The sequence below is a fragment of the Micromonospora sp. CNZ303 genome, from assembly GCF_004345505.1.
This window is the reverse complement of sequence record NZ_SLVT01000031.1, coordinates 42,160-63,460: the sequence shown is the minus strand read 5'-3', so window position 1 is coordinate 63,460 and position 21,301 is coordinate 42,160. Positions and strand designations below refer to the sequence as shown.

Sequence of the window (21,301 nt, the reverse complement as noted above, 5' to 3'; positions counted from 1 at the left end):
GGAGGTACTCGACAAGCTGCTCTTCGTTCGCCATCAGTAAGCCCTCCTCAGCGCGTCCGGTTCAGGCGGCGCCGAGTTCGTCGTCGATGAACCGCAACAGCTCGTCGGCGGAGGCGGTCTTCAGCACCAGGCCCACGTCCGGTCCGTCGGGTTCGGCGTCCACGTCGGACCTGCCACGCCAATTCGACATCACCGCGTGCAACCGATCGGTAATCCGTGCCTTGACCGCGTCCTCCAGACCCGCCGCACCGGCCTGGGCGAACGAGCGTTCCAGCCGGTCCAGCTCGGCCAACAGCCCCGCGGCCGGATCCACCTCGGCCGGGGCCAGCCCGGCCAGCAGGTGGTCGGTGAGCGCCGCGGCGGTCGGGTGGTCGAACACCATGGTGGCGGAGAGCTTCAGGCCGGTGGCCGCCTTCAGCCGGTTGCGGAACTCGACCGCGGTGAGCGAGTCGAAGCCCAGCTCGGTGAACGGCCGGTCGGGATCCACCGCGCTCGCGCCGGCGTGCCCGAGCACGGCGGCGGCCTGTGCCTTGACGAACTCCAGCGCGGTGTGCCGCCGCTGCGGGCCGCTCTGGCTCGCCAGGTGGTCGCGCAGGGCGCCGGGCGACTGCGTCGCCTGCTCCACCGACCGTCGGGACGGGCCCCGCACCAGGCCACGCAGCAGCGCGGGCAGCAGGCCCGCCCGGCCCAGCTCGCGCAGCGCCGCCGGGTCCATCGGCATCGGCACCAGCAGCGCCTCGTCGACCAGCTCCGCCGCGTCGTACAGCGCCATGCCCTGCTCCACCGACAGTTCCAGCAGGCCGACGCGGGCCATCCGGGCGCGGTCGTTGGCGTCGAGGTGCGCGGTCATCCCGCTCGCCTCGCTCCACAGGCCCCAGGCCAGCGAACGGGCGGGCAGCCCGGCCGCCCGGCGCCGCGCCACGAGCGCGTCCAGGAAGGTGTTCGCCGCCGCGTAGTTGCCCTGCCCGGGGCCGCCCATCGTGCCGGCCGCCGCGGAGAACACGACGAACTCGGCCAGCTCGGCGTCCAGGGTCAGCTCGTGCAGGTTGACCGCCGCGTCGACCTTGGGCCGCAGCACCGCGTCGACCTGCTCCGGGGTCAGCGCGGCGACCAGGCCGTCGTCGAGGACACCCGCCGTGTGCACCACGGCGGTCAGCGGGTGCGCGGCGGGCACCCGGGCCAGGGTCCCGGCCAGCGCCGCGCAGTCCGCCGCGTCGCACGCCGCGACGGTGACCTCCGCGCCGTACGAGGTCAGCTCGGCCACCAGCTCGGCGGCCCCGGGGGCGTCCGGGCCACGGCGGCTGGTCAGCAGGAGGTGCCGTACCCCGCGCCGGGTCACCAGGTGCCGGGCCAGCAGACCGCCGAGGGTGCCGGTGCCGCCCGTGACGAGCACCGTGCCGTCGGGGTCCCGCCGGGGCGGCGCGGTGAGCACGAGCTTGCCGACGTGCCGGGCCTTGGACATGAACCGGAACGCCTCCGGGGCGCGACGGATGTCGTACGGCCGCACCGGCAGCGGCGTGAGGTCGCCCGTCCCGAACAGGGCGACCACGTCGCGCAGGATCGCGCCGACCCGGTCCGGGTCGATGGCGAGCAGGTCGAACGCCTGGTAGGCGACGCCGGGGTGGTCGGCGGCGACCCGGTCCGGGTCCCGCACGTCGGTCTTGCCCATCTCGACGAACCGGCCGCCCGCGCCGAGCAGGCGCAGCGAGGCGTCGACGAACTCCTTCGCCAGCGAGTCGATCACCACGTCGATGCCGGCCGCGCCGAAGCGCTCCTCGAACTCCAGGGTGCGGGAGTTGCCGATGTGCGTGTCCGGCAGCCCCATCGCCCGCAGCGCGTCCCACTTGCCGGTGCTGGCGGTGCCGTACACCTCCGCGCCGAGGTGCCGGGCGAGGCGGACCGCCGCCATGCCGACGCCACCGGCGGCGGCGTGCACCAGCACCCGCTCCCCCGGCTTGACCTGGGCCAGGTCGACCAGCGCGTAGTAGGCGGTGCAGAACGCGATAGGCGTCGACGCCGCCGTGGCGAACGACCAGCCCGACGGCACCGGCACGACCATCCGCGCGTCGGTGACCACCTCGGTGCCGAAGGCGCCGTAGAACAGGCCCATGACCCGGTCGCCGACCGCGACGGCGGTCACGTCCGGCGCGGTCTCGACGACCACGCCCGCTCCCTCGCCGCCCATCACGCCGCCGCCGGGGTACATGTCGAGGGCGATCAGCACGTCCCGGAAGTTCAGGCCGGCGGCCCGCATCGCGATGCGCACCTGGCCCGGCCCAAGCGGGCGCGGTTCCTCCGCCTCGGGCAGCAGCGCGAGGTTGTCCAGCGTGCCGCGCTCGGTGACGTCCAGCCGCCAGCGCTCGACCGGCGGCGCCGCCAGCGCGGGGCTGCTCGCCGCGCGGGCGAGCCGCGGGGCCAGCAGGACGCCGTCGCGGACAGCGAGCTGCGGCTCGTCGGCCGCGACCGCCGCCGCGAGCAGCCGGTGCGGCTCGCGGTCGTCGACGTCGAGCAGGACGAAGCGGTCCGGGTGCTCGCTCTGGGCCGACCGGAGCAGGCCCCACACCGGCGAGCTGGGCAGGTCGGGGGCCGCCTCGTGCACGCTCACCGCGTCCCGAGTGACGACGACCAGCCGGGCGTCGGCGAACCGCTCGTCGGCGAGCCACTCCCGCAGCACCGCGAGGGTGTCGTGGACGACCCGGTGGGCCGCCCCGGCGGGATCGTCGGCCGCGCCGGCCGCGCAGGGGAGCACGACCAGGGCGGGCGTCGGCACGCCGTCGGCCACCCGGGCCCGCAGGGTCGCCAGGTCCGGGTACGCGTCGGTGACGAGGCCGGCGTCCTGCGGCAGGGTGCATCCGCCGAGGGCCGCCCAGCGGGCGTCCGGTGCGGTCGCCGGCGCGGCGACCGGGGTCCACTCCAGGCGGAACAGGGCGTCGTGGTGCGTGCTCGGCTGCGCGGGGGCGGTGGCCTCCCGCAGCACCAGCGACTCGACCTCGGCGACCACGGTGTTGCTCTGGTCGGCGACGGTCACCGCGACCGTGTTCCGGCCGCGCGGACGCAGCCGGACGCGCAGCTCCGTCGCGCCGACGGCGTGCACGGAGACGCCGCTCCACTCGAACGGCAGCAGCGCCTCGGTGCCGCTGGTGACGAGCGCGAGCGGGTGCAGCGCGGCGTCGAGCAGCGCCGGGTGCAGGCCGTAACCGGCCGCCGTCCGGGCGGCCTCCGCCGGCAGGGCCACCTCGGCGAAGATCTCCTCGCCCTGCCGCCACACCCGGCGTACGCCCTGGAACGTCGGGCCGTACGTGAGACCGGCCGCGGCCAGGGTGGCGTACAGCTCGTCGGACGCGACCGGCTCGGCTGCCGGCGGCCACGCGGTGTCGAAGCCGCCCGCCGGCTCCCCGGGGGCGAGCAGGCCGACGCCGTTGCGCACCCACGGCGCCGCGTCGGTGGCGACCCCGTCCGGCCGGGAGTGGACGGTCAGCTGCCGCTGCCCGTTCTCGTCGGGCGCGCCCACGCGCAGCTGCACCTGGACCCCGCCCTTCTCGGGCAGCACCAGGGGCGCGGTCAGGGTCAGCTCCTCGACCCGGCCGCAGTCGACCTCGTCGCCGGCGCGGACCGCGAGATCCACGAGCGCGGTCCCGGGCACGAACACCTGCCCGCCGACCCGATGGTCGGCCAGCCACGGGTGCGCGGCCACCGAGATGCGGCCGGTGAACAGCAGGCCGTCGGTGTCGGCCAGCGCGACCGCCGCGCCGAGCAGCGGGTGCTCGGTGGCGGCGAGCCCCAGCCCGGCCGCGTCGGCGGTGGCCGTGCCGACGGCCGGCCAGTACCGCTCGTGCTGGAACGGGTAGCCGGGCAGCCGGACCCGGCGCGCGCCCTCGACCCCCCACGTGGGGTGCACGCCGTGCACGTGCGCCTCGCCCAGGGAGAGCAGGAAGCGCGCCAGTCCCCCCTCGTCGCGGCGCAGCGAGCCGACCACGGTGGCGGTGGCCGCCGCGTCGTCGATGACGTCCTGCACGCCGATGGTGAGCACGGGGTGCGGGCTGACCTCGACGATCGTGGTGACGCCCGCGTCGAGCAGGGCCCGGACGGCGGGCTCGTACCAGACGGTCTGGCGCAGGTTGCGGTACCAGTACTCGGCGTCCATCGCGACGTCGTCCAGCCAGCGGTCGTCCACGGTCGAGTAGAGCGGCACCTCGGGCCGGCGGGGCGCCAGCCCGGCCAGCACCTCGCGCAGCTCCTCGTGCAGCTCCTCCACGTACGCCGAGTGCGACGCGTAGTCCACGTCGATGCGCTTGGCGCGCACGCCGTCGCGCTGGCACTCGGCCAGCAGCTCGTCGAGGGCGTCCAGCTCGCCGGCCGCCACCGTCGAGCGCGGCCCGTTGACGGTCGCCACGGTCACCCGGCCGTCGAAGCGCTCCAGCCGGTCGCGCACCTCGGCCACCGGCAGCGGCACGGAGACCATGCCGCCCTTGCCGGAAAGGCGCAGCAGCGCGCGGCTGCGCAGAGCGACGACCCTGGCCGCGTCCGCCACGGAGAGCGCGCCCGCCACGCACGCGGCGGCGATCTCGCCCTGGGAGTGCCCCACCACGGCGGCGGGCTCGACCCCGTGGGAGCGCCACAGCTCGGCCAGCGACACCATGACGGCGAACAGGACGGGCTGGACGACGTCCACCCGGTCCAGCTCCTCCCCCTGCCGCAGGACGGCCTCCAGGGACCAGTCGACGTGCGGCGCCAGCGCGGCCTCACACTCGGCCATCCGGGCGGCGAAGACCGGGGCGGTGTCGAGCAGCTCCACGGCCATGCCGATCCACTGCGAGCCCTGCCCCGGGAAGGAGAACGCCACCTTCCCCGGCGTGCCGGCGGCGACCCCGGTGGCCAGGTTCGGCGCGGGCTCCCCCGCGGCGAGCGCGGCGAGGCCGGCGCGCAGCTCGTCGGCGCCGCCCACCACGACCGCGCGGCGCGGGTGGGTGGCCCGCAGCGACAGCGAGTACGCCAGGTCGCGGGGCGCCACCTCGGCCAGGAGCGGCTCGAGGTCGGCGGCCTGCCGGCGCAGCGCCCCGTCGGAGCGGGCGGAGAGCACCAGCGCGACCGGCCCGTCGTCGGGCGTCCGCTCGGCCTCGGGCGCCTCCGGTGCCTCCTCGATGACGAGGTGGGCGTTGGTGCCGCTGAACCCGAACGACGAGACGCCGCCGCGACGCGGGTGGCCGTTGCGGCCCCATGGCTGCGGTTCGGCGAGCAGCCGCACCCCGCCCGACCAGTCGACGTGCGCCGTCGGCTCGGCCACGTGCAGGGTCCGGGGCAGTTCGCCGTGCCGCAGCGCGAGCACCATCTTGATCACTCCGGCGACGCCGGCGGCGGCCTGGGTGTGCCCGATGTTCGACTTCACCGAGCCCAGCCAGAGCGGGCGCTCGGCGGCGCGGTCCCGGCCGTACGTGGCGAAGAGCGCGTCGACCTCGATGGGGTCGCCCAGCGTGGTGCCCGTGCCGTGCGCCTCCACCACGTCCACGTCGGCGGTGGAGAGCCCCGCGTCGGCGAGCGCCTGCCGGATGACCCGCTGCTGCGAGGGGCCGTTGGGGGCGGTCAGCCCGTTGGACGCGCCGTCCTGGTTGACGGCGGTCCCGCGTACCACGGCGAGGACCTCGTGGCCGGCGGCGAGCGCGTCGGAGAGCCGCTCCAGGACGACCACGCCGATGCCCTCGCCCCAGTTGGTGCCGTCCGCGCCAGCCGCGAACGCCTTGCAGCGCCCGTCCGGGGCGAGCCCGCGCATCCGGCTGAACTCCAGGAACGCGCCCGGCGTCGACATGGCGGTGACGCCGCCCGCGACCGCCATCGCGCACTCGCCCGAGCGCAGCGCCCGCACCGCCAGGTGCATCGCCACCAGCGACGACGAGCAGGCGGTGTCCACGGTCACGGCCGGGCCCTCCAGCCCCAGCACGTACGAGAGGCGACCGGAGAGGATGCTCGCGGCGTTGCCGGTGGCCATGAAGCCTTCCGCGCTCGCCCCGGCCGCGCCGGTGATCCGGGCGTAGTCGACGTTGTTGGCGCCGACGTACACGCCGGTCGCGCTGCCCCGCAGCCCGGTCGGGTCGATGCCGGCGTCCTCGAAGGCCGCCCAGGACGCCTCCAGCACCAACCGCTGCTGCGGGTCCATGGCCTCCGCCTCGCGGGGGCTGATGCCGAAGAAGGCCGCGTCGAAGCCCGGCAGGTCGGCGAGGAAGCCGCCCTCGCGGACGTAGCTGGTCCCGGAGTGCTCCGGGTCGGGGTGGAACAGGCCGTCGAGGTCCCAGCCGCGGTCGGTGGGGAACGGGCCGATGCCGTCGCGCCCCTCGCGCAGCATCGCCCACAGCTCCTCGGGCGAGCTGACGCCCCCGGGGAAGCGGCAGCTCATGCCGACGATGGCGATCGGCTCGTCGGCGGCGACGGTGCCGACGACCACCTCGGTGCGACCGGTCTCTAGCAGGTGCTCGGCCAGCGCGACCGGGGTCGGGTAGTCGAAGGCGACGGCCGCGGAGAGCCGTACGCCGGTGGCTTCGACCATCCGGTTGCGGAACTCCACGGCGGTGACCGAGTCGAAGCCCAGTTCCTTGAACGCGGAGGCCGGCTCGACCGCCTCCGGGCCCGCGTAGCCGAGCGTGAGCGCAACCTGGGTGCGGACCAGCCCGACGACGTGGTCGAGGCGCTCCGCCTCGGGCAGGTCGGCGAGCCGGCGGGCGAAGTCCGACGAGGTGGAGGCCTCGGCCGGCGCCTCGTCGACCACGGCCTCGGGGATGGTGTCGAACAGCCGGCTCGGCCGCAGCGCGGCGAACGACGGCACGAAGGTGGCCCAGTCCACGTCGGCGAGCACGACGTCCGTGTCCCCGGCCGCCAGGGCCGTACGCATGGCCGCGACGGCCCGCTCCGGCGCCATCGGCGCCAGGCCCCGCTTGCGCAGCGAGGCCGAGATCTCGTCGTCCACCAGCGTGCTCTCGGCCCACGGGCCCCAGGCGAGGGCGGTGGCGACCTGCCCCCGGGCGCGCCGCGCCTCGGCGAGGGCGCACAGGTGCGCGTTGCCGGCGGCGTAGGCGGCCTGCCCGCCGCTGCCCCAGACGCCGGCCACGGAGGAGAAGAGCACGAACTCGTCGAGGTCGCGGTCCGCGAAGATCGCGTCGAGGTGGGTGGCGCCGGCGACCTTGGCGGAGACGACGTCGGCGTACTCGGCGAGGTCCATGTCCGCGATGCCGGTCAGCTGTGCCAGCCCCGCCACGTGCACCACGGCGCGTACGTCGGGGTAGTCGTCGACGACCGCCGCCAGGGCGGCCCGGTCGGCCACGTCGCAGGCGACGACGTCGACCTGCGCGCCCAGTCCGCGCAGCTCGTCGAGCGCCTCGGCGGGGGCGGTGCCGCGCCGGCTCAGCAGCACGACCCGCTCGGCGCCGTGGCGCGCGTACAGGCGGGCGGCCTCGATGCCGAGGGTGCCGGTGCCGCCGGTGATCAGCACGGTGCCGGACGCGCCGCGCCAGCGCGGGGCGCCGGTCACCGGCGCGCGGTGCAGCCGGCGGACGAACACCCCGTCCGGGCGCACCGCGACCTGGTCCTCCCCGATGCCGGCGAGCACGCCGGCCAGCGCGGCGGCGGTGCGCCCGTCCAGCTCGGCGGGCAGGTCGACCAGGCCGCCCCAGGTGTCGGGCAGCTCCAGCGCGGCGACCCGGCCGAGGCCCCACACCTGCGACTGGGCCACGCCGGTCACCGGATCGGCCGGGGAGGTGGCGACGGCCCCACGGGTGAGGCACCACAGCCTGGCGCCCCGCCCGGCGAGCGTGCGGATCAGGTCCAGGGTGGCGGCGGCGCCCGCCGGGACGCCGGGGTGGCCGGGCAGGAACGCCTCGTCGAGCGCGAGGAGGGAGACCACGCCGGCCGGAGCTGCGTCGAGGTGGCCGGCCAGGTCCGCCGGGCCGGTGGTGACGACCGTGGCGCCGTGCGCGGCCAGCGCGTCGGCCACCGCTGCGCCCGCGTCGCCCGGCGCCGCCGGGTCGGCGACCACCAGCAGCCAGGTGCCGGTCAGCGCCGCCGGGGTGCCGCCGGGGCGGCGCTCCCACCGGGCCTCGTAGCGCCAGCGGTCCAGCGCGGAGCGCTCCTGCCGTCCCCTGCGCCACGCGGAGAGCGCGGGCAGCACCGACGCCAGGGGCGCCTGCGGGTCCACGTCGAGCGTGGTGACCACCGTGTCGAGGTCACCGCTGTCCACCGCCGCCCACAGGCCGTCGTCGTCGCCGGCCTGGCCGGAGCCGGCCGGGTCCACGCTGTCCTGCCAGAAACGCTCGTGCTGGAAGGGGTACGTCGGCAGGTCCACCCAGGACCGCCCGGACCGGTGGTAGAACGCCTCCGGGTCCAGCGCGACGCCCCGGGTCTCCAGCCGTGCCAGCGCCTCCACCAGGGCACTCGGCTCGTCGCGGTCCCGGCGCAGCACCGGCGCGGTCAGCACGTCGCCGTCGAGGCAGTCCGCCGCCATGGTGGCGAGCACCGAGTCCGGGCCCAGTTCGAGGAACGTCGTGGCGCCGGTCGCGGCGGCGGCGCGTACCGCGTCCGCGAAGCGTACGGTCGCGCGGACCTGCCCGACCCAGTAGTCGGGCGTCGCCAGCTCGTCACCCGCGGGCGCGCCGGTGACCGTGGAGACCAGCGGGATGCTCGGCGGCGCGTACGAGACCGTCTCGGCCACCGCCCGGAACTGCGCGAGCATCGGGTCCATCAGCGGCGAGTGGAAGGCGTGCGACACGGTCAGCCGCCGGGTGCGGCGGTCGGCGAACCGCTCGGCCACCGCCGCCACCGCCTCCTCGGTGCCGGAGACGACCACCGAGTCCGGGCCGTTGACGGCGGCGATGTCGGCGTCCGCGCCGAGCAGCGGCGCGACCTCGTCCTCGGTGGCCTGCACGGCGAGCATCGCCCCGCCGGCCGGCAGCGCCTGCATCAGCCGGCCCCGGGCGGCGACCAGGCGGGCCGCGTCGGCGAGCGTGAACACCCCCGCGACGTGCGCGGCGGCCAGCTCGCCGATCGAGTGCCCGGCCAGGACCGAGGGGGTGACGCCCCACGACCGGACGAGCCGGTACAGGGCCACCTCGACGGCGAACAGGGCGGGCTGGGTCCAGCCGGTCAGGTGCAGATCCTCGGTGTCGAGGACGTCGCGCAGCGGCCGGTCCAGGTGCGGGTCCAGGGCGGCGCACACCTCGTCGAACGCCGCCGCGAACTCGGGGTACGCCGCGTACAGCCCACGGCCCATGCCGAGCCGCTGCGCGCCCTGCCCGGAGAAGAGCATCGCGACCCCGCCGTCGGCCACCCGGCCGCGGACCAGGTTGGCGGCCTGCTCGTCGCGGGCCAGGACGCCCAGGCCGGCGGCCAGTTCCTCGGCGGTGCCGCCGAGCACCGCGGCCCGGTGCGCGAAGCGGGACCGGGTGGTGGCCAGGGCGTAGCCCAGCTCGGCCGGCTCCACCTGCGACACCACGGCGGAGAGCCGCCGCGCCTGGTCCCGCAACGCGTTGGCGTCGCGGGCGGTGAGCAGCAGCGACGTCACCGGCGCGGCGGCCGGCTCGGGCGCGACGACGGTGTCCGGCGCCTGCTCCACGATCACGTGGGCGTTGGTGCCGCTGAACCCGAACGACGAGACCGCGGCCCGGCGCGGCTGCCCGGTCTGCGGCCACTGCGTGGCGGCGGTCAGCAGCCGTACGTTGCCGGCCGTCCAGTCCACCTGGTCCGACGGCTGCTCGGCGTGCAGCGTCGCGGGCAGGACGCCGCGCCGGATCGCCTCCACCATCTTGATGACCCCGGCGACCCCGGCCGCAGCCTGGGTGTGGCCGATGTTCGACTTCACCGAGCCGAGCCAGAGCGGGTCCTCCCGGTCCTGGCCGTACGTGGCGAGCAGCGCCTGCGCCTCGATCGGGTCGCCCAGGGTCGTGCCGGTGCCGTGTCCCTCGACCACGTCGACCTGGCGCGTCGACAGGCCCGCGTCGACCAGCGCGGCCTCGATGACCCGCTGCTGCGACGGCCCGTTGGGCGCGGTCAGCCCGTTCGACGCGCCGTCCTGGTTGACCGCGGAGCCCCGCACGACCGCCAGGACGCGGTGGCCGTGCTCGATCGCGTCCGACAGCCGCTCCACCAGCAGCACGCCGGCGCCCTCGGCGAACCCGGTGCCGTCGGCGTCCGCCGAGTACGAGCGGCACCGCCCGTCCGGTGACAGGCCACGCTGGCGGGAGAACTCGACGAACGTCAGCGGCGTCGCCATGACCGAGACGCCGCCGACGAGCGCGAGGGTGCAGTCGCCCCGGCGCAGCGCCTGGATCGCCAGGTGCAGCGCGACGAGCGACGACGAGCAGGCGGTGTCGACGGTGACCGCCGGCCCCTCCAGCCCCAGGGTGTAGGCGACCCGGCCGGAGACCACGCTGCCGGAGCTGTTGCTGCCCGCGTAGTCGTGGTACATCAGGCCGGTGAAGACGCCGGTCGGGCTGCCGGCGAGCGAGGCGGGGTCGATGCCGGCGCGCTCCAGCGTCTCCCACGCGACCTCCAGCAGCAGCCGCTGCTGGGGGTCCAGGCCGACCGCCTCGCGGGGGCTGATGCCGAAGAACGTCGGGTCGAAGTCCGCCGCGTCGTACAGGAAACCGCCGCGCGAGGTGTACGAGGTGCCCTCCCGCTGCGACTGGGGGTCGTACAGCGACTCCAGGTCCCAGCCGCGGTCGGTCGGGAACGCGCCGGTGGCGTCGGTCCCGGACTCCACCAGCCGCCACAGGTCCTCGGGACTCGTCACGCCGCCGGGGTAGCGGCAGGCCATGCCGACGATCGCGACCGGCTCGTGCGCGGACGCCTCCACCTCGTGCAGGCGCTGCCGGGTCTTCTGCAGGTCGACCGTGACCCGCTTCAGGTAGTCCCGGAGCTTGTCCTCGTTGGCCACTACGGTCGCCCTCCTCGCACTGTCATGAGATCCCCAGCTCGCTGTCGATGAGAGCGAAGACCTCGTCGTCGGTCGCGGATTCGATGTCGTTGCCGGTGGACGCCGGCTCGCCGCCCAGCTTCGAGAGCACGTCGCGCAGCCGCAGCGTCAGCCGGGTGCGGGACTGCTCGTCGACGTCCGACAGGACCGCCTCGAGGCGGTCGAGTTCGGCGAACGCGGCCAGCACCGCGTTGGTGTCGCCCGCCTCGCCGGAGAGTTCGGCCCGCAGGTACCCGGCGAGGGCCTTCGACGTGGGGTGGTCGAACACCAGCGTCGCGGGCAGTCGCAGCCCGGTCGCCGCGTTCACCCGGTTGCGCAGCTCGACCGCGGTGAGCGAGTCGAAGCCGAGCTCGTTGAACGGCCGGTCGGCGGCGACCGCGCCCGGGTCCGGGTAGGCCAGCACCCCCGCCACCTGGGTACGCACCAGGTCGAGCAGGATCGCCTCGGCCTCCTCGGCGTCCCGGCCGGCGAGCCGCTGCCGCAGCGCGTCGGCCGCTCCCGCGTCGGCGCCGGCCGTCCGCCGGGCGGGCACCCGGACCAGCCCGCTCAGCACCGGTGGCACCATGCCCGCTACGGCGCGTTCCCGCAGGGCCCGGTGGTCGAGCTTGATGGGCGCCACCATGCCCCCGGTGTGCAGCGCCGCGTCGAAGAGCTCCAGCGCCTCCTCGACTCCGAGTGCGCCGACGCCGGAGCGCGACATGCGCCGCAGGTCGGCCTCGGTCAGCTGCTCCGCCATGCCCGCCTGCTCCCAGCGGCCCCAGGCCAGCGACACGGCCGGCAGGCCGTTCGCCCGCCGGTGCTGGGCGAGCGCGTCCAGGTAGGCGTTGGCGGCGGCGTAGTTGCCCTGGCCGGGGCCGCCGAGCACCCCGGAGGCCGAGGAGAACAGGACGAACGCGGTCAGGTCCCCGGTCAGCTCGTGCAGGTTCGTCGCGGCGTCGACCTTGGGCCGCAGCACCCGGTCTACCTGCTCGGGGGTGAGCGAGGAGATGACGGCGTCGTCGACGACGCCGGCCGTGTGCACCACCCCGCGCACCGGGTGCGCCGCGAGCAGCGCGGCGAGGGCGGGCCGGTCGGCGACGTCGCACGCGGCGACGGTGACCTCGGCGCCCAGGGCGACGAGTTCGTCGCGCAGCTCGGCCGCGCCCTCGGCGGCGGGGCCGCTGCGGCTGACCAGCACCAGCTCGCGTACCCCGTGCCGGGTGACCAGGTGCCGGGCGACGAGCCGGCCGAGCGCGCCGGTGGCGCCGGTGACCAGGACGGTCCCCTCGAACCCGGTCGCGGCGGTCTCGTCGATGGCGCCGGCCCGCGCCAGGCGGGGCACCAGGACGTCGGCGCCGCGGACGGCGAGCTGCGGCTCGTCGGAGCCGAGCGCGGCCGACAGGCCGGTCCCGGCGGTCCGGTCGTCGTCGGCGTCGACCAGGACGAACCGGTCGCCGTGTTCGGACTGCGCGGAGCGGACCAGGCCCCAGGCCGCCGCCCCGGCGAGGTCGGTGACGTCGCCGTCGGGACGGGTGGCCACCGCGCCGACGGTCAGGACGGCGAGGCGGGCGGCGGCGAACCGCTCGTCGGCGAGCCACTGCTGCGCCAGGGCGAGGACGTGGTGGGTGGCCGCCCGGGCCCGCGCGTCCTCCGCGACGCCCCGGTCCGGGGCGCACCGCGCCACCACCACCTCGGGCACCGCGGCGCCGGCGTCGACGGCGGCGGCGAGGGCGGCCAGGTCGGGGTACGCGGTCGCGTCGAGGCCGTCGATCCGCTCCCCGAGCACCGCGAGGGTGCGTGGCCGGGGCGACCCGGTCAGTGGCGTCCAGTCCAGGCGCAGCAGCGACTCGTGCCGGTCGCGGCGCAGCGACGCCAGTTGTTCGGGCGACACCGGGCGTACCGCCAGCGCCTCGACCGAGGCCACCGGGGCCCCGGTCGCGTCGGCCAGGGTGATGGCCACCGTGCCGTCGCCCGGCACGATCCGGGCCCGCAGCCGGTCGGCGCCCGCCGCGTGCACGGTGAATCCGCGCCACGAGAACGGCAGCACGGGGTCGCCGTCGCCGGTCGACGCCACCGCGTGCAGGACGGCGTCCAGCAGCGCCGGGTGCAGGCCGAAGCGGCCGGCGTCGTCGTGGGCCTGCTCGGGCAGGGTGATCTCCGCGAACACCTCGTCGCCGCGCCGCCACGCCGCGGTCAGGCCCTGGAAGACCGGGCCGTAACGCAGGCCGCGCGCGAACAGGTCGTCGTACGCCGTGGCGACGTCGACCGGCTCGGCGTCCGGCGGCCAGGCGCGCAGGTCGGCGCCGGCGGTCCCGGCCGGGGTCAGCCGGCCCACCGCGTGGGTGGTCCACCCGTCCCCGTCCTCGGTCCGCGAGTGGACGCCCACCTCCCGGCCGCCGTCCGACGCCGGTTCGCCCACCGTCACGCGCACCTGGACGCCGCCGGAGTCCGGCAGCACCAGCGGCGCCTCCAACGTCAGCTCCTCGACGCGCGGGCAGCCGACCTCGCGGCCGGTGTGGGCCGCCAGCTCGACCAGCGCCGCACCGGGCAGCAGTACCAGGTCCGCCACCGCGTGGTCGGCCAGCCACGGGTGGGTGGTCAGCGCGAGGCGGCCGGTGAAGACCGCGCCGCCGTCCGGCAGCTCGACCGCCGCGCCCAGCAGCGGGTGGTTCGCCCGTGTCTGGCCCAGCCCGCTCGCGTCGCCGGTGCCGGCGCCCGCCCGGGGCCAGTACGGCTGGTGCTGGAACGCGGACGTGGGCAGTTCGACGGTCCGCCCCGGCACCACCGAGGGCCAGTCGACGGGCGCGCCGCGCACCGCGAGCCGGGCGAGCGCGGTGGCGACGGTCTCCGGCTCGGCGCGGCCCTTGCGGCACGCCGGGATCCACTCGCCGTCGGCCACGTTGCGCCCGAGCGCGGTCAGCACCGCGTCGGGGCCGATCTCCAGGAAGGTGGTGGCCCCGGACGCGGCCAGCGTGGCGACGGCGTCGGCGTACCGGACCGGTTCGCGCACCTGCCGCACCCAGTGCTCGGCGTCCAGGGTGGTGGGCCCGCCCGTGACGGTCGAGACCAGCGCGACGGCCGGCTCCCGGCAGTCCACCTGGGCCACGACCGCGCGGTAGGAGTCGAGCATGGGGTCCATCAGCGGCGAGTGGAACGCGTGCGACACGGTCAGCCGCCGCGCCCTGCGGCCCTTCCCCGACAGCTTCTCGGCCACGGCGAGGGTGGCGACCTCCTCGCCGGAGAGCACCACCGACTCCGGCCCGTTCACGGCGGCGATCGCCACGGCGTCGGAGAGCAGCGGGACGACCTCGTCCTCGGTGGCGCGTACGGCCACCATCGCGCCACCGGTCGGCAGCGCCTGCATCAGCCGGCCCCGCGCCGCGACGACCCTCGCGGCGTCGGCCAGCGACCAGACCCCCGCCACGTGCGCCGCCGCCAGCTCACCGATCGAGTGCCCCGCCACGAAGTCCGGCCGCACCCCCCACGACTCGAACAACCGGAACAGCGCCACCTCCACCGCGAACAACGCCGGCTGCGCCCACCCCGTCTGATGCACCTCCTCGGAACCCAACACCTCCCGCAACGGCCGCTCGAGGTGCCGGTCGAGTTCCGAGCACACCTCGTCGAACGCCGCCGCGAACACCGGGAAGGCCATCAGCTCCGCCGTCATGCCGACGCGCTGCGACCCCTGCCCGGTGAAGACCATGGCGAGCTTCCCGCCGTCGGCCGTGCCGGTCACCACCTCGTCGCCGAGCAGCACCGCGCGGTGCGCGAACCCGGCCCGCCCGGTGGCGAGGGTGTACGCGACGTCGACGGGGCGCAGCGTCGGGTCGGCGGCGACGTGGGCGCGCAGCCGCGGGATCTGCTCCCGCAGCCCCTCCTCGGTCCGCGCGGAGAGCAGCCACGGCGTGAACGGCACGGCCGGCTCGTCGGCCGGCGGCGCCGGGTCTGCCTGCTCCAGTACGACGTGGGCGTTGGTGCCGCTGATGCCGAAGGAGGACACCGCGGCCCGCAGCGGGCGGTCGGCGGCGGTGAGCGGCACGGTCTCCGAGGCGACGCGTACCGCGCCGGCGGACCAGTCCACGTGCGGCGAGGGCTCGTCCACGTGCAGGGTCTGCGGGAGCACGCCGTGGCGCAGCGCCAGCACCATCTTCATGATGCCGGCGACCCCGGCGGCGGCCTGCGTGTGCCCGAGGTTCGACTTGACCGAACCGAGCAGCACGGGCGTGGCCCGGTCCTGCCCGTACGTGGCGAGGACGGCCTGCGCCTCGATCGGGTCGCCCAGCGTGGTGCCGGTGCCGTGCGCCTCGACCACGTCGACCTCGGACGGCGACAGCCGCGCGTCGGCCAGGGCGGCCCGGATCACCCGCTGCTGCGACGGCCCGTTGGGTGCGGTGAGCCCGTTGGAGGCGCCGTCGGAGTTGACGGCCGAGCCGCGCACCACGGCCAGTACGGGGTGTCCGTGGCGCCGGGCGTCGGAGAGCCGCTCGACCACCAGCACGCCGACGCCCTCGGAGAGCGACGTGCCGTCGGCCGCGCCCGCGAACGACTTGCACCGCCCGTCGGGGGCGAGGTTGCGCTGCCGGGAGAACTCCAGGAAGGTGCCCGGCGTCGACATCACCGACACGCCACCGGCGAGCGCGAGGGAGCACTCCCCGTTGCGCAGCGCGGAGATGGCGAGGTGCAGGGCGACCAGCGACGACGAGCAGGCGGTGTCGACGGTCATCGTCGGGCCCTCCAGCCCGAGCGTGTACGAGATCCGGCCGGAGATGACGCCGCCGGAGTTGCCGGTGGAGAGGAAACCGTCGACCGACTCAGCGGAGCGGCTCAGCACGGTGCCGTAGTCGTTGTACATGACGCCCGCGTACACCCCGGTGCGGCTGCCGCGCAGCCCGGTCGGGTCGATGCCGGCCCGCTCCAGCGCCTCCCACGAGGTCTCCAGCAGCAGCCGCTGCTGCGGGTCCATCGCCAGCGCCTCGCGCGGGGAGATGCCGAAGAAGCCGGGGTCGAAGTGGGCCGCGTCGTGGAGGAAGCCGCCCCGCTCGACGTAGCTGGTGCCCGGCGTGTCCGGGTCGGGGTCGAAGAGCGCGTCGAGGTTCCATCCCCGGTTGCCGGGGAACGGCCCGATCGCGTCGCCGCCGCCCACCAGCAGCCGCCACAGGTCCTCGGGCGTACGCACGTCGCCGGGGAAGCGGCAGGCCATGCCGACGATCGCGACCGGCTCGTGGTCGTGCCGGGTCACGGCGACGTCCGCCGTCGCGGTCCGCCCGCCCGCCAACTGCGAGACCAGGTGACCGGCCAGCGCCTCGGGCGTCGGGTAGTCGAACACCAGGGTCGCCGGCAGCCGCAGCCCGGTCGCCGCGCCGAGCTGGTTGCGCAGGTCGAGCGCGGTGAGCGAGTCGAAGCCCAGTTCCTTGAAGGGGCGTCCGGCCGGCAGCTTGTCCGCCCGGGCGTAGCCGAGGACGGACGCGACCCGGGTGAGCACCACCTCCAGCACGACCTCGGCCCAGCGCTCGCCGGGCACCTCGGCCAGCCGCTGGGCGAGGGAGGAGCCGCCCACCGCCCGGCGGGCCGGGGCGCGGACCAGGCCGCGCAGCAGCGCCGGCGGTTCCCGGTCGTCGCGGCCGAACGCGGCGAGATCCACCGGCACCGGCGCGAGCAGCGCGTCGGCCGACCGGACCGCGGCGTCGAACAGCGCCAGGCCGTCCTTGCTGGACAGCTCGCTCATGCCGCTGCGCGCCATCCGGCCCAGCTGGGCGCCGCCCACGTCGGCGGTCATCTCGCTGCGCTCGGCCCACAGTCCCCAGGCGAGCGAGTGGGCGGGCAGTCCCGCGGCCCGGCGCCGCGCCGCGAGCGCGTCGAGCAGCGCGTTCGCGGCGGCGTAGGCGCCCTGGCCGGGGCTGCCGAAGATGCCGGCGGCCGAGGAGAACAGCACGAAGGCGGTGACGTCGCCGGCCAGCTCGTGCAGGTGCCAGGCCGCGTCCACCTTGGGTCGCAGCACCGCGGCCAGCTGGTCGGGGGTGAGCGTGGCGATGGTGGCGTCGCCCATCACGCCCGCCGTGTGCACGACGCCGGTGACCGGGTGGGCCGCCAGCAGCGCCGCGACCTGGTCGCGGTCGGCGACGTCGCAGGCCAGCACCGTCACGGTCGCGCCCAGCTCGGCGAGTTCGTCGCGCAGTTCCGCCGCGCCGGCGGCGGCGAGGCCGCGGCGGCTGGTCAGCACGAGATCGCGTACGCCGTGCCCGGTGACCAGGTGGCGGGCGACCAGCCCGCCCAGGGTGCCGGTGCCGCCGGTGACGAGCACCCGGCTGTCCGGCCCGAACACCGCCGGCCCGGCGACGTCCTGCTCGGGCACCCGGGCCAGGCGGGGTGCGCGCACCACGCCGTCGCGGACGGTGAGCACCGGCTCGCCCGTCGCCAGCGCCGCCGCCACCAGTTCGTCGGCGGTGTCGTCGGCCTCCAGCAGGACGATCCGCCCCGGGTTCTCCGCCTGCGCGGAGCGGACCAGGCCGTGCACCGCCGCGCCGGCGAGGTCGTCCGGGCGGGTCACCACGACGAGCCTGGTCTCGGCCTGGCGGGGGTCGGCGAGCCACTGCTGGATCGTGGTCAGCGCATGCGCCGTGAGGCCGGGCACCGCGGCGATGCCGGGCGCGGCGGAGAAGCACGGCAGGAAGAGCGTGTCGGCGGCCACGTCGGCCAGCGCCACCGGCGGCGCGCCGAAGGCCGCCGTGTCGCCCAGCGTCTGCCACGTGCCGCGCTCGCCCCGGCCGGCGGGCAGCGGCACGTGCTCCAGCCGGAACAGCGACTCGACGAAGCCGCTGCGTCCCTTGAGCGCCTGCGGGGCCACCGTGCGTACGGTGAGCGCCGCCACGGAGGCGACGGGGGCACCCGTGTGGTCCGCGAGGAGCAGGGTCGCGCTGTCCGCCCCCGTCCTGGTGAGCCGGACGCGCAGGCTCGTCGCGCCGGCCCCGTGCAGCGTCACGCCGCTCCACGAGAACGGCAGCTTCGCCGCCCCGTCCCCGACGTCCGCGGCGAGCGCGTGCAGGGCGACGTCGAACAGCGCCGGGTGCAGGCCGAACCCGTCGACGTCGACGCCCTGCGGCAGGGCCACCTCGGCGTACGTCTCGTCGCCGCGCCGCCACGCGGCCCGCAGGCCCTGGAACACCGGGCCGTACCGCAGGCCGAGCCCGGCGAGCCGGTCGTACAGGTCGCCGAGGTCGACGGCCAGCGCGTCGGCGGGCGGCCACTCGGTGAGCTGCTCCCCCGCTGCCGTGGCGGCGGCGAGGACACCGGTGGCGTGCCGGGTCCACATGCCGATCCTCGCCTCGGTGTCGGTCTGCCCGTAGACGCCGAGCGCGCGCCGGCCGTGCTCGTCCGGCGCCTCCACGGTGAGCCGAAGGGCCACGCCGCCGTGTGCCGGTACGACGAGCGGGGCGGTGATGACGAGTTCCTCGACGGCCGGGCAGCCGACCTCGTCGCCGGCGCGGACGGCCAGCTCGACGAGCGCCGTGCCGGGCAGCAGGACGGTGTCCAGGACGGCGTGGTCGGCCAGCCACGGGTGTGTCTCCAGGCTGATCCGGCCGGCGAGGACGACGAGGTCCCGCTCCGGGACGGTGAGCGCGGCGCCGAGCAGCGGGTGGCCGACGACGTCGATGCCGAGACCGCGGGCGTCCACGGCGGACGCCGCCGCGAGCTGCCAGTAGCGCTGGTGCTGGAACGCGTACGTCGGCAGCGGGGCCGCGACGCCGCGGGTGTGCGGGGACCAGTCGACGGCGACCCCGCGCACGTACGCCTCGGCCAGGGAGAGCAGGAAGCGCGACAGGCCGCCCTCGTCGCGCCGCAGCGAGCCGACGAGCGCGGCCGGGGCGCCGGCGCGGTCCAGGATCTCGCGTACCCCCATGCCGAGCACGGGGTGGGGGCTGATCTCCACGAGGACGTCGTGCCCGTCGGCGAGCAGGCGGTCGATGGCATCCTCGAACCGGACCGTGCCGCGCAGGTTCGCGTACCAGTAGTCGGCGTCGAGGGTGGCGGTGTCGACGACCTCGCCGGTGAGCGTGGAATACAGCGGCACATCGGCGCTTCGCGGCCGCACGTCGGCGAGGACGTGCAGCAGCTCGTCCCGGATGGCCTCGACCTGCGCGGAGTGCGAGGCGTAGTCCACGGGGATCATCCGCATCCGCACGCCGTCGGCCTCGCACGCGGCCAGCAGCTCGGCGAGGGCGTCGGGCTCGCCGGAGACGACGGTGGCGGCGGGGCCGTTGACCGCCGCGACGGAGATCCGCTCGCCCCACCGGGCGAGCAGCGCCTCCACGTCCGCGCGGGGCGCCGCGACCGAGGCCATGCCGCCGCGCCCGGCCAGCCCGGCGGCGATCGCCCGGCTGCGCAGCGCGACCACGCGGGCACCGTCGTCGAGGGTGAGCGCGCCGGCGACGACGGCGGCGGCGATCTCGCCCTGCGAGTGCCCCACCACGGCGGCGGGCCGCACGCCGTACGAGCGCCACAGCGCCGCGAGCGACACCATGACGGCGAACAGCACGGGCTGCACCACGTCCACCCGCTCCAGCGACGGCGCGCCGGGCACGCCCCGGACGACGTCCAGCAGCGACCAGTCGGTGAACGCGTCGACGGCGCGGGCGCACTCGTCCATCCGGTCCGCGAACACCTCGGCGGTGTCCATCAGCTCGACGGCCATGCCCGCCCACTGCGAGCCCTGGCCGGGGAACATGAAGACGACCCGGGGCTCGTCGCCCAGCACGGCGCCGGTGGCGACGGTCGGCCCGGGTTCGTCCGCAGCGACGGCGGCCAGGCCGGCCCGCAGCTCGGCGGGGTCCGCGCCGACCACGACCGCGCGGTGCTCGAACCGGGCGCGCGTCGCCAGGGCGGCGGCGACGTCGGCCGGGGCGGCGGGGTGCCGGTCAAGGTGGGCCACCAGCCGGGCGGCCTGCTCGCGCCGGGCCTCGGGCGTACGGCCGGACACCACCCAGGGCACCGGCCCGGTCGTCGCCACGGCGGGCTGCGCGGCCTCCGGCGCGGGCGGCTCCTCGATGATCACGTGGGCGTTGGTGCCGCTCACGCCGAACGACGAGACGCCGGCGCGGGACGGCTCCGCGCCCCGGGGCCAGGCGACGGCCTCGGTCAGCAGGTCGACCGAGCCCTCGGTCCAGTCGACCTGATCGCTGGGGGCGTCCACGTGCAGCGTCTTCGGCAGCAGCCGGTGCCGCATGGCGAGCACCATCTTGATGATGCCGCCCACGCCGGCGGCGGCCTGGGTGTGGCCGATGTTGGACTTGACCGAGCCGAGCCACAGCGGCCGGTCCCGGTCCTGGCCGTAGGTGGCGAGGATGGCCTGGGCCTCGATCGGGTCGCCGAGGGTGGTGCCGGTGCCGTGCGCCTCGACCACGTCGATCTGGTTGGCCGACAGCCGCGCGTTGGCCAGCGCCGCCTGGATGACCCGCTGCTGCGCCGGCCCGTTCGGGGCGGTCAGGCCGTTGGAGGCGCCGTCCTGGTTGACCGCCGTCCCGCGGACGACGGCGAGCACCTGGTGCCCGTTGCGCCGGGCGTCGGTGAGCCGCTCCACGATCAGCATGCCGACGCCCTCGGCGAAGCCGGTGCCGTCGGCGGCGGCGGCGAAGGACTTGCACCGGCCGTCCGGCGACAGCCCGCGCTGCTTGGAGAACGCGACGTAGGTCTCCGGGGTCGCCATCACGGTGACCCCGCCGGCCAGCGCGAGCGAGCACTCGCCGTTGCGCAGGGCCTGCACGGCCAGGTGCAGGGCGACCAGCGACGACGAGCACGCGGTGTCGACGGTGACGGCGGGCCCCTCCAGGCCGAAGGTGTACGCCACCCGGCCGGAGGCGATCGCGCCGGTGGCGTTGTTCTCCGCGTAGTCGTGGTACATCATCCCGGCGAAGACGCCCGTGTCGCTGCCGCGCAGCCCGGTCGGGTCGATGCCGGCGTTCTCCAGTGCCTCCCACGACGTCTCCAGCAGCAGCCGCTGCTGCGGGTCCATCGTCAACGCCTCGCGCGGGCTGATCCCGAAGAACTCCGGGTCGAACTGGGCCGCGTCGTGCAGGAAGCCGCCCTCGCGGGTGTACGAGCGCCCCGGCGTGCCGGGCGTGGGGTCGTAGAGTTCCGCGACGTTCCAGCCGCGGTCGGTGGGGAAGCCGGTGATGCCGTCCCCGCCAGCGGCGACGAGGTCCCACAGGTCGTCGGGGGTCCGCACCCCGCCGGGGTAGCGGCAGGCCATGCCGACGATGGCGATCGGCTCGCGCAGCGTCGAGTTGAGCTTGCGGTTCTGCTCCCGCAGCCACTCGTTCTCCTTGAGCGAGGCCCGCAGCGCGGTGACGAGCTTCTCCTGCGAGTTGGCCATGT

2 protein-coding genes are annotated in these 21,301 nt (G+C 76.3%); both read right to left on the bottom strand.

All coding sequences use genetic code 11. The features are described from left to right. Nucleotides 1-61: 61 nt before the first annotated feature. Complete coding sequence (locus EV374_RS33665) at nucleotides 62-10,912, bottom strand: type I polyketide synthase (RefSeq protein ID WP_132240702.1); 10,851 nt, start codon at nucleotides 10,910-10,912, stop codon at nucleotides 62-64. Between the two features lie 22 nt (nucleotides 10,913-10,934). Beyond that, nucleotides 10,935-21,299 carry a type I polyketide synthase gene (locus EV374_RS30940; RefSeq protein ID WP_132240701.1) on the bottom strand — a complete coding sequence of 3,455 codons (10,365 nt, stop codon included), beginning with the start codon at nucleotides 21,297-21,299 and terminating at the stop codon, nucleotides 10,935-10,937. Between the last annotated feature and the right edge of the window lie 2 nt (nucleotides 21,300-21,301).